Source organism: Promicromonospora panici, from assembly GCF_900608595.1.
GTDB classification, from domain to species: Bacteria; Actinomycetota; Actinomycetes; order Actinomycetales; family Cellulomonadaceae; genus Promicromonospora; species Promicromonospora panici.
The window spans coordinates 21,592-36,579 of sequence record NZ_UWYY01000008.1 but is presented as its reverse complement, the minus strand read 5'-3'; the positions used below and the strand labels follow the sequence as shown (position 1 = coordinate 36,579).

Here is a 14,988-nt window from a genome sequence, read left to right as displayed (position 1 = left end):
ACTATCCATTCAGATCGTCCCCGTGCTACCAAGAAGCTCGTCGAGCATCGTTCCGTCACGCTCCAGGTCGACGGCGAAGCCTGAGTGGAACGCCTGCTTGGTCATGCCCGATTCGGGCACGGGCACGTCCGGGTCGCACCACAGATAGTGCAGGTCCGATCCGAAGAGCCTGGCCAGGTGGTACTCGTTGATCGCGGGGTACGAGCGTGACGAGATCACGATCCGCGTCGCGGGCCGCTGGGACCAGACCGCATTGATCATCCCGGAACCCGCATAGCCTGCGATGACCTCCGCCTGCGCGAACAGCTTCGCCTGGACCGCGAGCGGCAGCAGCTCGGGGTGGACGATCTCGAATCCAGCCTCCGCGAACCGTCGTTCGACCTCCACACCGTTCCGGCAGGCGCGTCGTGTCTGGTCCGTCCGCCCCACGAACGCGTGCGTGGGAACCGTGACCTCGCCCGCCGACCGGACGAGGGAGTCCCGGACCCGCGACCACGCGACGGCGGCCTCGGGAGCGAGGAAGAGCGGCTGCTGGAACGCCTGGGTGGCGGTCACGAGCCGCTCGACGCGCGTCGGACCCGCGAGGACCGTCACTCGGTCCGGCCCGATCCCGAACGCGGCCAGCATCTCGAGGACGAAGCCCGGAGCCGCGTTCTCGTCGCCCGTGCCGCTCAGCAGGATCCGGAGGTCCGGAAAGGCCGCCAGCGCCTCGTCCCAGGCCCACAGCCTGGTCAGGTCGTGCGTCAGGAAGTGCCCGTAGTGACCAGGCACCTCGTTGTCGAGATGGAAGTAGGTCCCCGCGAGCTCCAGGAGACCGCCGTCGCGGACGGGCGCCGTGCCGTACTCGCTCGCGGTGGTGTTCCCGGTGAGCTGCCCGAGGGGGCGACGCCATGGCTGCACGTACGACTCGGGCAGCAGCAGCCCCGCCACCGAGACGACCTGCCGTGGCGCGCACACCACGTCCTCGTACGTCCGGCACACCAGCTCCGGGACCTCCTCCGTCGCGGGGAACCGCGCGGCGGAGAACTCCGGTGCGTTCGAGTGCAGCCTGACCGGCGTGCTGACCGTACGTGCCGGCCGCCGCGTGATCTCCCGGTGCCGCACGCCCCGCCGCACCAGCGCGGACCGCGTGCCGGCGGGATCCAGCTTGAGGAGGTGCTCGCCCACCTTGGTGATGATCCGGATCTCGTCGGCGCGCACGACCTCACCCACCGCGGGCACGAGCTGCCGTTCGAGCTGGGTGAGCTCCCGGCGACGCCGTGCGATGCTCCAGCGTCGCGCGCCCTGCAGCGTCGTCAGCCAGTCATCGAGGCTCCCGGCCGGCGGCGTCACCTCGACCGGCCGGCGATAGGGGTCGACGACGGCGGCCGGCGGCGTCCTGTCCGACGCCGGATCCTCGTCCGGGATCGTGAGGACGACGTAGCGCCCGCCGTCGCGCAGGCTGAGGAAGAGGCGGCGGAACGCCCAGTACTTCTGGGCGGCGGGGCTGACGCGGGCATCAACGACGAGGTCGGCCTGCGCCTGGCCGGCCGCCGCCGCGAACAGGTCTTCGTGGTTGCCGCCGTCGAGCACGACGACCTCGGCGCCCGGGAACGCTGCCTCGACCGCGCCGCCGCTGGAATCGGGTCGTTCACCGTCGACGAGCAGCAGCACCCGCCGGGGTACGAACCCGTCCAGCCGGTTCACGGCCTCGTGCAGGAGCGGGCGCCATCGCGCCGTGGCCGGTTCCGCGCCTCGGCGCATCACCCGGCGAAGCAGGTCCACTCAGAGCTCGCGCGCGTCGTCGACCAGCAGCACCGGGATGCCGTCGCGCACCGGGTAGGCGAGCGGCCGCTCGGCGTCGGTCGAGTGCAGCTCGGGCTCGCCGTCCGGCCCGACGCCGTCGACCAGGGTCGCTCCGGTCACGGGGCAGCGCAGGATGTCGCGCACCCAGGGCTCCAGCGCTTCGATCTTGCCAGTGCTCACGGTGTCTCTTCTCCCTCGGCCAGGCCATCGGCCGTCTCGCGTACGAGCGACAGGACGTCGTCGCGTACCTTCTCCATGATGTCCTGGTCCGCGGCCTCGACGTTGAGCCGCAGCAAGGGCTCGGTGTTGGACGCGCGCAGGTTGAACCACCACTGCGGGTGCGCCTCCCAGTGCGAGACGGTCACCCCGTCCAGGGTGTCGACCACGATCGCGGGATACGCCGCACGGTAGGCATCCAGCACTCGCTCGGTCGCCGCCGCGGTGTCCGACACCGTCGAGTTGATCTCGCCCGAGCCGACATACGGCTCGAACATCTCCGCGAGCTCGGACATCTTGTGGTCCTGCGTGCCCACCGCGGCCAGCACGTGCAACGCGGCCAGCATCCCCGTGTCCGCGAACCAGAAGTCCCGGAAGTAGTAGTGCGCGCTGTGCTCCCCACCGAACACCGCACCGTGCTGCGCCATCTGCGCCTTGATGAACGAATGCCCCACCCGGGTGCGGACCGTGCTCGCCCCGGCCGCCGAGAGCAGGTCCGGCACCGCCCGCGACGTGATCAGGTTGTGGATCACGGTCGGGGTACGGCCCGCGGCCAGCTCCTTGGTCACCTCGGCCAGCCCCACCAACGCGGTGACCGCCGACGGCGAGACCGCGCCACCGCGCTCGTCCACCACGAAGCACCGGTCCGCGTCACCGTCGAACGCCAGCCCGAGATCGGCCTCGTTGGCCACCACCGCGGCCTGCAGATCGATCAGGTTGGCCGGCTCCAGCGGGTTGGCCTCATGGTTCGGGAACGACCCGTCCAGCTCGAAGAACAACGGCACCACCTCCAGCGGCAGCCCCGCCAGGCCCGCCGCCTCCTCCAGGACGGCCGGAGCGGTCAGGCCCGCCATCCCGTTGCCGGCGTCGACCACGACCTTCAGCGGGCGGATACCGGACAGGTCCACCAGCGACCGCAGGAACCCTGCGTAGTCCGCGAGCATCTCGCGTTCGATCACCCGGCCCGGCCCGGCGACCGGCTGGGGAATCCCCTCGTCCAGGAAGCCCTGCGCCAGGTCCCGGATCTGCGCCAGACCGGTGTCCTGGCCCACCGGGCGGGCACCCGACCGGCACAGCTTGATCCCGTTGTACTGCGCCGGGTTGTGGCTCGCGGTGAACATCGCACCCGGCAGATCGAGCTGGCCCGACGCGAAGTACAGACCGTCCGTGGAACACAGCCCGATCAACGTCACGTCCACGCCCTCGGCTGCTAGCCCGGCGGCGAACGCGTCGACCAGGGCAGGACCCGAGTCACGCATGTCTCGGCCGATCACCACGCCCGGCCGCTCCGACCCGGCCTCGGTCCCGACGGCTTCGACGCCGCCGTCCGCGCCGCCGTCAGCATCGGGCAGCACCACCACCCGGGCGAACGCGGCCCCGATCGCACGCGCCACCTCGGGCGAGAGCTGATCGGGAACTGTGCCCCGCACGTCGTAGGCCTTGATGATCTGGGAGAGGTCCGCTGCCACGCGGCCAGCCTACGTGCCGACACCGGCTCGGATCATCACCCCCGCCACTCTCTTTGAGCCGCAGATCCGACCCCAGGCTGGGCGCGTGCGCGGTTTGCGGCTCGAGGGCTTGTGCACGGTCAAGCGGTCATCCGTGGCCGGACCAGCTCGATACCCAGGGACTCTCCGGCATCAAGTACCGCAGCCGCGTGATGGTCGACGGGCACATGTGCGCCGTCCGACAGGAAAAGCCAGTGCGAACGGACCCAACCGCGCCAATTGCCAGGGTGAAAACCGCTGACGAGGCCGATCACGGTGACGTCTGTCGGTGCGTCAGACGAGCCGGAAGGGACGAGGTGCGCACTGCCGCCGTCCCACAGCTCGAGGGTCCAACGACTCGGTGGCACCGTCGTTCCGCCGGTTGCGGGAGCGGGGGTGGGCAGCACCCTCAACGTCAGAATGCGGCATTCATCGCTACCGACCGTCGTGTCGTCACCAGCAGATAGATGGGGATCGGTCTGTGGACGACGTGTCGGCCGCTCACGCTCCCGGAGCACTCGCCAGCCGATCCACCGCTGCCGGTCGCGAGCCTCCAGCCCGGCCAACCGGTGCGCGAACCGCCGCACCCAACGGTCCAGCCCACGCGGGAACCTTGTGTACGTACCCCAACTGGCCTCTCCCTCAGGGCGGTGCGACCGTCGACGGCGAACAGGAAACGGTAGCGCCGGATGGTCGACCGATTCATCGTCTGAACGGGTATTTCACCCTGCCCTGCCCGCGAGCGAACCAGTAGGACGACGGTGCGGTCCTCCTGCCGTCGCCGTCGCCCGAACGGACCGTCTTCACTCTTTGGTCGCAGTCGCCGGGCTATCCTTGCGCGGTGCTTGCCGTAGCCCAGTTTCACGCGCCCCTGCCACTGACCAACACGATTCAGCGGTACGACTGGGGGTCCGTCGAATCGATCCCGCACCTGCTCGGCAACGAGCCCGACGGGGGTCCGCAGGCCGAGCTGTGGCTCGGCGCGCACACCAGCGCGCCGTCGATCAGCGTGATCCAGGACGAGAACGTCACACTCGACCGCCTGGTCAGCGAGGCGCCCGTGCAGACGCTCGGCCACCGCGTGGCGGAGCAGTTCGGCCCCCGCCTGCCGTACCTGCTGAAGGTCCTGGCCGCGGGCAAGGCGCTGTCCCTCCAGGTGCACCCGTCCCCGCGGCAGGCTCGCGAGGGCTTCGCGCGCGAGAACAAGGCCGGCCTGCCGCTGACGTCGCCGAAGCGGTCGTTCAAGGACGACCAGCACAAGCCCGAGATGATCGTCGCGCTGTCGCAGTTCGAAGGGCTCGCGGGCTTCCGCACCCCGCGCATCATCCTGGACGTCCTGGACGGCCTGTCGGGCAATCTGGTCGACGGCGTCCGCACCGCGCTGCTGCGCGACCGCAGCCACGACGGCATGCGTGAGGCGTTCAACCATCTTTTGTCCGCGCGCGCCTCCGACGCCAGCACGGCCGACATCCGGACCACGCTCGACTCGGTGCGGGCCCGGCTGGCGGCGGGCTCGTCGTTCGAGCGCGCCGACCGTACGGTGATCGACCTCGCCGAGCAGCACCCCGGCGACCCGGGGGCGATCGCGTCCCTCATGCTCAACCGGTTCTCGCTGGAGCCCGGCGAGGCCGCGTTCACGCCGGCGGGCGTGGTGCACGCCTACCTGTCCGGGCTGGGCATCGAGATCATGGCGAGCTCCGACAACGTCCTGCGCGCCGGGCTCACCACCAAGCTCGTCGACGAGGAGAACCTCGTCGCCTGCACGTCGTTCGCCCCGCAGCAGCCGTCCATCCCCGAGATGACGACGGCGGGCAGCCGCGGGCAGGTGCACACCTACCGCGTGCCGGTCACGGAGTTCGCGCTCACGACGGCCGACGTCGACCCCGCCGAGCCGGTCACTCTGCCCGCCACGGGCCCCCGGATCCTGCTGTGCCTGGCCGGCGAGCTGAAGCTCGACGCGGACCGGGCCGAGGAGGGCCCGCACCGCCTCGTCCAGGGTGACTCGGTCTTCGTCCCGCACGACGCGGGCAACCTGGAGCTCTCGGGCGCGGGCCACGCAGTCTGCGCCTGGGTCCCGTAAACCCACACCGATCTCGCCGAGGTAGGACCAGGGCGAAGTAGGACCAGGGCGAAGTAGAAGCGCAGCGGCCTGCGGTCCTACCTAGCCAGAGTTCTACTTCGCCCTGGTTCTACCTCGCCAGAGTTCTACCTCGGCGGGGGTCGGAGTCAGGCGGTGCTGTCGTCGTCGGCTCTCAGGACTCTTAGGTGGCCTCGGCGCGCCGTCTCCGTGACCGACGAGGGCTCCGCGGCAGGGCGGCGCACTCGTCCGGCCTCGCGCACGGCGTCGGCCAGGGCGGACAGGTCGTCGGGACTCGGCCCGGCGTCCTCGAACTCGGGCATGAGGCGAACCACCTCCCACCCGCGCGGCGCCGTCAGACGCTCGGCGTGCTCAGCACACAGGTCGTAGCTGTGGGGCTCGGCCAGGTGCGCAAGCGGACCCAGTACCGCTGTCGAGTCCGCGTACACATACGTGAGCGTCGCTACGGCCGCGTTGGTGCAGGCCGAGCGCGAACACTGTCTCACCGATCTCACGCGCCGAGACTACGCCCTGACCGGGAACAACGCGCCGAACACGCCGGGCGGTCACGGGCGTAACGGTGGCGGTTCGACGCCGGGGCGCCGCACACCGCGGGCCAGCAGGAGCCCCGCACCGGCGAAGGCCAGGTCGACCAGCGTCAGGACGACCCGGCTGACCAGTACCGCGAGTCCCGCAGCTGGCCCGGACAGCGCCCCCGCGAGCACCGCGGCGAGCACCACCTCGCGCACCCCCGCGCCGGCCGGCGCGACGACGAACAGGAACCCGGCGGTCCACGCGAGCGCCCAGCCGCCGGTCGCGAGGGCGAACGTCCGCGCGGTGGGCGGCAGACCCAGTGCCGTGCAGAGCACCCAGAGCTGCAGCCCGGCGACGAGCCATCCCGCGACCGACCAGGCGGCGGCGCGGCCCAGGCCGCCCCAGGTCATCGGGTGCTCCAGCGCACCACGCCGGGCTACCCGCACCGCCAGGCCGATCAGCCGGTTGAGCACGGGCGGGGCGAGCACCACGACCACGGCCGGAGCCGCCCACACCACCCACGACCACGCCCCCAGCGCACCCGCCGAGACGAACGGCAGCGCGACGGCGCCCACGGCAGCCCCCGAGGCCACGGACACGGCGACCGCCACCAGCATCGACGCGGCCGACCGGCTGCGCGGCACACTGTGCCCGGCGCCGAACTCGGCGGCGGCCACGACGTTCCACACGCCGCCCGGCACGTACTTGCCGAGCTGGCTGATCCCGAACACCGCGATGGCGCTCCGCAGCGACAGGGGCGAGCCCAGGTCGGCGAGGACGGCGCGCCACGCCAGCAGCGTGCACCACACGTATCCGACACCGAGGACGACGACGAGGACCACCTCGGTCCCGGACAGGCCGGCCGCGGCCCGGAGCAGCGGCTCGCGGTTGCCCAGCACGTACCAGACCGCCAGCGCCAGCGCGGTCACGAGGAAGCCCCACCGCACCCAGGGCGAGCGGAGCAACCCGAGGGTTCCTCGTACGACCGGGGTCCGCCCGTCTGCCGGCGCGCTGCCCGGCGGCGCTGCGCCTGTCGGCGCGCCACCCGTCGGCGCGCCACCCGTCGGCGCGGCACCCGTCGGCGCGGCACCCGTCGGCGCGGCACCACCCGTCGTCACAGCACACCCCGGCGACGCAGCTCCACGGCCAGCGGCTCGGTGACCACCTGCGGTCGGATCCGGTCGCGGCCGCGCGCCGCGCGTTCCCGTGCGACGGCCAGCGCGGCCGGGTCGCAGAGCTCAGCGAGCCGGGCCGCGAGCGCCCCGGGGTCGGCCGCCGGGACGAGCTCGACGTTCTGCCCCAGGGCCCGGCGCTGTGGCGGGGTGTCCGAGGTGACGACGACGCAGCCGGCCGCTAGCCCCTGGTACACCTTGTTCGGCACCACCCGCACGCCCTTCGGGGTGTCGCTGAAGATGCCGAGACAGATCTGGTGGCCGGCGACGAGGGCGGGCAGCTCGTCCGGCTCGACCCAGTCGCGCCAGGTCACGCCCGGTGTCCGCGCCAGGATCTCGCGGGCCCGGGGCAGGTCCTGGCCGTTGCCGACCATCGTGACGCGCAGCGCGGCGCCCGCGGCGACGGCGTCCCGCACCGCTTCGGCGATGACGGGTGCGCCCTGCAGCGGGGTGTACAGACCGAAGAAGACGACGGACAGCTGCCCCGCATCAGCCGGAGGCTCAACAGGCTCGACCGAGGGTGCCGGGGCCGACGCCGCCGCCGTCCGCCACGCGTCCGGCGCCCCGACCAGCACGACGACGCCCTTGCCGGCGTCGGGGAGCATCAGCCGGTGCTCCTCCGTGTCGGTCACCACGACGTCGGCGCACGCGACGGCCAGCCGGTCCAGGCCGGTCAGCAGCCGGACGCGCAGTCCGGCGGCCCCGCGGTCGGCGGCCGTGTCGCCGGCGAAGACCAGGTGGTCGAGCACCACCACCGAGCGCGGGTACAGCAGCCGCGCCAGGAGCACGTCGAAGTGACCCAGGTATCCGACCAGCACGGCCCCGGGCCGCCCTTCCACGCGCCGCAGCCGCACGGCGTCGCCGACCAGCCCGGCCCAGCACCGCAGCAGCCGGCCCGCGAGCACGGGCAGCCGCCACGGCTGCTGGAGCATGCGGACCCGCTCGGCGGTGGTCAGGCCGAGCGGCCGGTTCAGCTCGGTCACCTTGGTCCCGTGGGCACGCAGCCCGGCGACGAGGACGGCGATGCGGGGGTGCCGTGCGGCGTCGTACGTGCCGAAGGCGATCACTACACGGCCGCCGGGACGTCCGCGAGACCGGTGTCGCCGGTCCCTGCCGCACCCGGCCGGTCCGCGGGAACGGGCCGGTCCACGGGCGCCGACCGGTTGACGGGTCCCGGCCGGTTTCCACCGGAGGACTTCCGGTTCTCGGGCGCGCCGGAGGCCACCGGAACCGCCGCCAGGCCGTACTGCACCTCCTTGAGGCGCTCCAGCGTGTCCTCGAGCAGCACCCGGTTGGTGCGCTGCAGGTCGGCGAGCACGAGCAGGGCGAAGCTGAGCAGCGCCCCGACCATGGAGGTCGCCCCGAGCACTATCGACTGGAGGTGCTGCCCAGGGGTTCCGGTCGCGAGCAGCACCGCGTACCGGGCGAACGGCACCGCCGCGCCCAATGCGAACACGAGCCCGAGCGTGAGGAAGACCGCGTGCGGCTTGTACATCACGTAGGACCGGCTGATGGCCTGACCCGACTTGGCGATGTGCTGCCACATGCTCGTGAAGAGCCGCGACTCGCGGGTCTTCGCATTGGTGGTGATCGGCAGGCTCTGGATCCGCAGCCGCTTGTGCCCGGCCTGGATGATCGTCTCCATGCAGTAGCTGAACTGCGTGACGACATTGAGCCGCAACAACGCCCCGCGTGAATAGGCACGGAAACCGCTCGCGGCGTCGGGCAGATCGGTTCCCGCGGCGAAGTTCACCACCTCGCTGCCCACCTTCTGCAGCGCCTTCTTCAGCGGGGAGAAATGCTCGATCGTCCCGGTCTGCCGGTCGGCGATCACGATGTCGGCGTCGCCCAGCACGACGGGCATCACCAGGTCGCCGATCCGTTCCTGCGGGTACTGGTTGTCGCCGTCGGTGTTCACCACGATGTCGGCGCCGTGCCGCAGCGCGTAGTCGATGCCGTCCCTGAACGACCGGGCCAGGCCCATGTTCCGCGTGTGGTGCACGAAGTGGCGCACCCCGAGGCGACGCGCCACCTCGACGGTGGCGTCCGTGGACCCGTCGTCGACGACCAGGATCTCGATCTCATCGACTCCCGGGATGTCCCGTGGAATCGTGGCAAGCACCAGAGGAAGGGTTTCCTCCTCGTTCAAGCAGGGAATCTGCACGAACAGCTTCATGGCCCTGTGCTTTCGGTATCAGGTTTTCGGCAAGCAGTGAGTGGCTTCACAAACCGTAAGCACGGCAGATGACCGGGGCGTGAACATTGGGTGCCATGGAGTGACTGTTACCTGGACGTGATCACGGGGCAATCGATCGGCCGAGGCGGCGCGGATACTCTGCACGCGTGACCCGACCTCGCACGGTTCCGGTCGTCGTGTGGCTGATCGTGCTCCTGCACCTCGCGGTGATGCTCGGCCAGACCGCCGTCTTCCCCAATGTCCGCTCGCCCGACGAGCGCCAGCACGTGGACCTGATCCTCCAGGTGCGGCAGGGCGACGCCTGGCCGTGGCCCGGCCCCGGCACCTCGTACGTCACGCAGGGCGTGACGGCCGGTGGCTTCGTCGAGCCCGACAGCCTCGACGGGCCGCAGCACCTGGCGGACCGCGAGGACATCCCCGAGCGCGACGAGCGGTCCTCGTACCTGGAGTCCGGCGGCTCGGCCACGATGACGGTGGAGGGGCCCGACGGCGACGTCGTCCCCGTGTTCAACCAGCTCGTCCAGCATCCGCCGCTGTACTACGTGCTCGGCGCCGGCGTCGTCGGCCTGGTGCCCGACTGGCAGGACGCGCCGCTGGACCGGGTGTGGCTGAGCCTGCGCTGGTGGAACGCGCTGCTCGCACTGCCGCTGCCCCTGCTGCTGTTCGCCGCCGCGCGGCGCCTGCGGCTCCCCGACCCGCTGCCGGTGGCCGCCGCCCTGGTGCCGCTCGCGGTCCCCGAGCTGACGCACCTGGAGTCCGCGGTCAACAACGACAACCTCCTCGTGATCCTCGGGGCGTGCGCCACGCTGCTGGTGATCCGGGTCCTCACCGGGGACCTCACCCGCCGCACCGCCGTCCTGCTCGGGCTGGTGACGATGCTCGCGCTGCTGACCAAGGGCTTCGCGCTGATGTTCCCCGCGTGGATCGCGCTGGCCTACCTGGTCGCGGCGTACCGGCGGCGTGAGCGCTTCGGCGCCGCCCTGACGTCGCTGCTGGTGGTCGCCGTCGTCACCCTTCCGGGCGTCGCCTGGTGGGTCCGCAACGTGGTGGTCCACGGCATGCTGCAGCCGCACGGCACGCACGCCACCCCGCCCGACCTGACCCCGGTCTACGGCTGGTCCGACGGCGGCTTCACCTGGCTCGGCCGGTTCACCGAGCGCATGATCACGCTCTTCTTCGTGCAGGATCATGCGGCGGCCCGCGAGCACGACGCCTCGTGGTGGATGGCCCGGGTGGCGCTCGTCGTCGTCCTCGCAGGGCTCGTCACCGCTCTGGTGCGCCGCCCGGTCCCCCGGCTCGACGCGCTCGTCCTGCTGTTCCCCGTGCCCGCCCTCGCGGGGATGGTCGCGCGCGGCTCGTGGGAGCAGTTCGCTGCGTTCCACGACTTCGGGGCCGCCCAGCAGGGCCGGTACCTGTACACGGGCCTGGTGGGGCTGATGGTCGTCGCGCTCGCCGGTGCGTCGCCCCTGCGGGCCGCGTGGCGCCGGGCCGTGCCGCTCGCGCTGCTCGTGCTCGCCGGCGGAATGCACCTCGCCTACCAGCACGACGTCTGGCGGCTGTACTGGATGCCGTACGACGGCGGGCCGGACGCGTTCGGCAGGGCGGTGGCCGCAGTCGCCCACTGGTACGCGTTCCCGGGCGCCGTGCTGGTCACGGTCGTGGCCGGGGGCCTCGCCCTCTGCGCCGCCATCGCCTTCTCGCTCACCCGCACCGCCCTCGGCGAGCGCCGGCCGGACCGGGCCGCCGGGGTGGACGCCGACCCGCTGCTGGCCGCATGATCCGCGCGCTCACCCGGTCCGTCGCCCGGATCCGGCCGCGGGTCCGCGGCCGGGCCGAGCGCCTCGCCCTCGGCGGCGCAGTGCTCACCGGGATGCTCCTCGCCCTGCTCGTCGCGCTCGCCGACGCCCCCTACGCGACGGGCGACGAGCCCCCGCACGTCGACTACGCCTACCAGGTGTGGCACGGCGAGCTGCCGGTCTTCGAGGACGGGCTCGAGCTGCGGCCCGACGGCGCCTGGCTCGCCCCCGTGCAGTGGACCGCCCAGCACCCGCCGCTGTACTACCTGCTGATCGCCCCGTTCGTGGGCCCGCTGGCGGACGCCGGCCATCCGGTGGCCGCCGTCTACGCCGCGCGCGGCGTGAACGTGCTGCTCAGCGGGGTCCTGGTGCTCGCGGCGTGGTGGAGCACCCGGCGCCTGGCCGGGCCGCACAGCGTGCTGCCAATGCTCGTCGGATTGCTCGTGGGGGTGATGCCCGCCGCCGCGCACGTGGGCGGCAACGCCTACAACGACCTGCTGGCGGCCCTCGGCGTCACCGTGCTGTTCGGGCTGGCCGCGACGGCAATCCGGCGCGGGCTCGACGGGCGGCTGATCGCGCTGCTGTCCCTCGTCGCCGCGGCGTGCGCGCTCACGCGGCTGTCGGCCGCCCTCATCGCCGCCGTGGTCGCGGGCGTCGCGCTGGCCGCCGGGGCGGTCCGGGCCGCGCAGGGCCGGGGCCGGTGGGGGCACGTGATCGCGCTTGCGGTCGCCGGCCCGGGTGCGGTGCTGGCCACCAGCGGCTGGTTCTACCTGCGGAACGTTCAGCTGACCGGCACGGTCACGGGATCGCACTTCGACTGGGCGCTTGCGAACCAGAACCGGCAGGAGCGGCCCGTGTGGGCGGTGCTGGCCGACCCGGAAACCTGGCTCCGTTTGCCCGACCTGTTCTGGTGGGCCGGGCGGTTGCCGCCCAACACGCCGCTCACGATCACCACGCTGATCGTCACCGCCGTGCTGCTCGTGTGGGCGCCGCTGGTGATCGCGCTGGTCACGGCCTTGCGGGCCCGGCGTCCGCTGGCCGAGCCCGCGATGCCGGACCGTATCGACGGGCTGCTGCTGCGCGCCCTGCCGGTCGCCGCGGTGGCCGTCTCGGTGTGCGTGCAGGTCGCGTACGCGTCCAGCGGCGGCGGCGTCTACCCGCGCTACCTGCTGGTCGTCTCCCTGCCCCTGTGCCTGGCGATCGCGGCCGGCCTGGCCACCCGCCCCCGGCTGCTCGTTCCCGCCTGGACGGCGGCCAACCTGCTCGACCTGGCGGTCTGGCTGTCCGTGGAGCTGGCCACACCCGCCGAACCGGGGTACTACGACGAGCTGCCGTTCCCCGCCGTCGTCGTAGGCGTGGTCGCCGTCGCGGCCGCCGTGTGCTCGGCGTCGCTCGCGCTCCGCGCGGTCAGCGAGACGGGCCGGGCGCGTGCGCAGCGGACGACGGCCAGCACGGCGGCGACCCCCACGAGCACGGCCACGGATCCGACCAGCACCAGCTGAAGACCCGTGAGCGGGCTCCACCCGGCCCAGCGGGCCGCGGCGTCGGCCACCGACTGGTCCGGCCCCTGGTAGAAGCCCCAGAACCCGAAGGCCAGGCCGCTCGCGGCGGCGGCACACGCCGCCCCGAACACCCAGGGCGCCGCGCGGCGCAGGCGCGGCCCGAGCAGCGCGAGCAGACCCAGCGCGGTCCCGGTGCCGAGCGCCAGCAGCCCGGCGAACAGGTACCGGCCCTGCACCGCGGAGATCCACCCGTGGGCCGCGTAGTCGGGCCAGGCGTTGACCAGCACCCCGCACCACAGCGCGACCGGCTGCAGCAGGAGCACCACGGTGGCCGCCCGCGCGGGACCGCGCACCACCGCCCAGGCGCACAGGACCGCGACGACGACGGCGGCGGTCCAGAAGACGGCGTCCGGCAGGCGGAGCTCCAACCAGCCGAGGTTGCCGAAGAACGACCGGGTCAGGCTGGTGACGACGATTCGCAGGAAGTACCAGAGGCCCCGCGGTTCGGCGTCGTCGAGGAAGCGGTCCGGGATGCCGACCGGCTGGACCGTCCCCAGCACCAGCAGGTTGCGCAGCCACCACCAGCCGCCGATCGCGACCGCCGCACCCCCCGCGACGAGCACGCCCAGCGTGCGCCGGCCGCGCGGCCCGGCCACCACCGCGTAGGCGGCCACGACCACGGGCAGCGCGAACACCGCCATGACCTTGGTCAGCAGGCCGACGCCGACCACCACACCGAGCGCCGCCGCGGTGCGCAGCCGCAGGTCGCCCGTCAGCACCCGGACGCACAGGTACCCGATCGCGGCCCCGCTCAGCGTGACGAGCGCGTCGTTCGTGACGCTCCCCAGGATGTGCCCCACCTGCGGCACGAACAGCGTGAACGACGCCGCCACCAGCGCCGCCGGGCGCGAGCCGGACAGCCGCCGCACGGCCGCGGCGGTCAGCAGCGGCAGCGGAAGCAGCAGGGCGACGTCGAACAGCCGCAGCGTGAGCAGCTGCAGGTCCCACCGGGCCTCGGCCATGCCCGTCGCCTGCAGCACGCCGGCCGCCAGCGCGTAGTACAGCGGCGGGTGCTGCGTCATCTGGTCGACGGCGGCGGGGTCCAGCTGCCGGGTGCTGGAGCCGGGCGGCACCGGGTCGGCGAGGGCGTTCTCGGCGCTGACCGTGCCGCGTTCGGCATCGTCGAGGGGCGGTACGCCGACGAACGGGGGTACGTCGGGGCGGTCGAGGTGCCTGCCGGGGACGTCGCTCGCGAGCGCCGCCTGGTCGCGGGCCTCGTCGACCGCCGGGCCCACGAGCGCCTCGCCCGCGGCGGGCCAGCCGCCGCCGTAGGCCAGCCGGAGCACGCTGTTGACATGCTGCGGCTCGTCCGGGGCCCGGAACGCCGGGGTCAGCACCGCCCACAACACACCGACCAGCGCCACGAGGGCGGTGACCAGGGCGAGGGCTCTGCGGTACGCCGCCTCAGCGGGATCGTCGCGCACGTCCACAGGATAGGCGCCGCTCCCCCCTTCCATGCGCCGGTACGGGATGTCGGCTCAGGTAGAACGGTGCCGTGGCGGTGGCGAACGGGACCCCGGATCGGACGTATCGTCGGTATGTGCCTCCGTTCTCTCCTCGTGGCCGCAACCGGCGGTCTGGCCGCGGGTCCGGTCCCGTCAGCTCCGGCGCCTCCGGCTCCACCGGCAGCTCGCCCGGTCTCTCCAAGGCCTCGCAGGCGGACCTGCTCCGGCTCGCAGCCGCCCGCCCGGGTGATTCCGGCGGCCAGCCCGGCGAGGCCACCACGGAGCGGGCGGCCCCGCGCCGCCGGGACCGCCGCGGCCGCGGCCTGCGCGGCCCGATGTTCCCGCCAGGCACCCCCGCGCACCGCACGCGCGCGCAGCGGTTCGACGACCTCGTGCTCGACGTCGTCGAGGACCTCGACCGGACGTGGGCCGCGCACCTGCGCGGCACGGAGTTCGCGGTCGAGGACGTCCCGCCGTCGGACCCGGCGCCGTGGGAGGACGGCGGCGTGCTGCTCGGCCGGTTCTTCCCCGCGGAGGCCGGGCGCCCCGGGCGCGTGGTGGTCTACCGCCGCCCCGTCGAGGTGCGGGCCTTCGACACCGACGACCTCGCCGACCTGGTGCGCGACGTCGTCGTGGAGCAGGTGGCGCACATGCTGGCGCGCACCCCGGAGGAGATCGACCCGAACTTCGGCGACCGGTCCTGACCGGCCGCGCCCG

General features: G+C 72.9%; 11 protein-coding genes. 3 read left to right on the top strand and 8 right to left on the bottom strand.

Going from position 1 to position 14,988, the window contains the following annotated elements:
- Positions 1–9 precede the first annotated feature (9 nt).
- From EW117_RS10640 to EW117_RS10630, 3 genes are read right to left on the bottom strand one after another with little or no spacing between them, the layout of a single operon-like run.
- Positions 10–1,764 (bottom strand): glycosyltransferase family 61 protein, encoded by a 1,755-nt coding sequence (locus EW117_RS10640; RefSeq protein WP_129786500.1) that lies wholly within the window; start codon positions 1,762–1,764, stop codon positions 10–12.
- Complete coding sequence (locus EW117_RS10635) at positions 1,765–1,965, bottom strand: Trm112 family protein (RefSeq protein WP_242504216.1); 201 nt, start codon at positions 1,963–1,965, stop codon at positions 1,765–1,767.
- A complete protein-coding gene (locus tag EW117_RS10630; RefSeq protein WP_129786498.1) occupies positions 1,962–3,470 on the bottom strand; it encodes a phosphomannomutase/phosphoglucomutase in 1,509 nt (502 codons plus the stop codon). The genes EW117_RS10635 and EW117_RS10630 overlap by 4 nt, the downstream gene beginning before the upstream one ends.
- Before the next feature lie 859 nt (positions 3,471–4,329).
- Between EW117_RS10630 and manA the strand changes: the two genes are divergently transcribed.
- Positions 4,330–5,568: a mannose-6-phosphate isomerase, class I gene (manA, locus tag EW117_RS10625; RefSeq protein WP_129786496.1), complete on the top strand. Its 1,239-nt coding sequence runs from the start codon at positions 4,330–4,332 to the stop codon at positions 5,566–5,568.
- 146 nt (positions 5,569–5,714) lie between these two features.
- On the opposite strand, the gene EW117_RS10620 is transcribed toward manA, so the two are convergent.
- The 4 genes from EW117_RS10620 to EW117_RS10605 all read right to left on the bottom strand — a co-directional run bounded on the left by EW117_RS10620 (position 5,715) and on the right by EW117_RS10605 (position 9,447).
- The gene (locus EW117_RS10620) at positions 5,715–6,080 is read right to left on the bottom strand and encodes a DUF3499 domain-containing protein (RefSeq protein ID WP_129786494.1); all 366 of its coding nucleotides are present in this window, start codon (positions 6,078–6,080) and stop codon (positions 5,715–5,717) included.
- Between the two features lie 51 nt (positions 6,081–6,131).
- On the bottom strand, positions 6,132–7,064 hold the full coding sequence (locus EW117_RS10615; RefSeq protein ID WP_129786492.1) for a lysylphosphatidylglycerol synthase domain-containing protein: 933 nt from the start codon (positions 7,062–7,064) through the stop codon (positions 6,132–6,134).
- Positions 7,065–7,213: 149 nt separating this feature from the next.
- Positions 7,214–8,338, bottom strand: coding sequence for a glycosyltransferase (locus tag EW117_RS10610; RefSeq protein WP_129786490.1), 1,125 nt, complete (start codon positions 8,336–8,338; stop codon positions 7,214–7,216).
- Positions 8,338–9,447: a glycosyltransferase family 2 protein gene (locus tag EW117_RS10605; RefSeq protein ID WP_129786488.1), complete on the bottom strand. Its 1,110-nt coding sequence runs from the start codon at positions 9,445–9,447 to the stop codon at positions 8,338–8,340. Before EW117_RS10605 ends, EW117_RS10610 begins: the two co-directional genes overlap by 1 nt.
- Before the next feature lie 167 nt (positions 9,448–9,614).
- Between EW117_RS10605 and EW117_RS10600 the strand changes: the two genes are divergently transcribed.
- Positions 9,615–11,246: a glycosyltransferase family 39 protein gene (locus tag EW117_RS10600; RefSeq protein ID WP_129786486.1), complete on the top strand. Its 1,632-nt coding sequence runs from the start codon at positions 9,615–9,617 to the stop codon at positions 11,244–11,246.
- Between the two features lie 1,336 nt (positions 11,247–12,582).
- Here EW117_RS10600 and EW117_RS10595 read toward each other — a convergent pair.
- Positions 12,583–14,250, bottom strand: a complete 1,668-nt coding sequence (locus tag EW117_RS10595; protein WP_165362640.1) for a DUF2142 domain-containing protein — start codon at positions 14,248–14,250, stop codon at positions 12,583–12,585.
- A gap of 116 nt (positions 14,251–14,366) precedes the next feature.
- On the opposite strand from EW117_RS10595, the gene EW117_RS30640 reads away from it, so the two are divergent.
- Complete coding sequence (locus tag EW117_RS30640; RefSeq protein ID WP_129786482.1) at positions 14,367–14,975, top strand: metallopeptidase family protein; 609 nt, start codon at positions 14,367–14,369, stop codon at positions 14,973–14,975.
- Positions 14,976–14,988 lie beyond the last annotated feature (13 nt).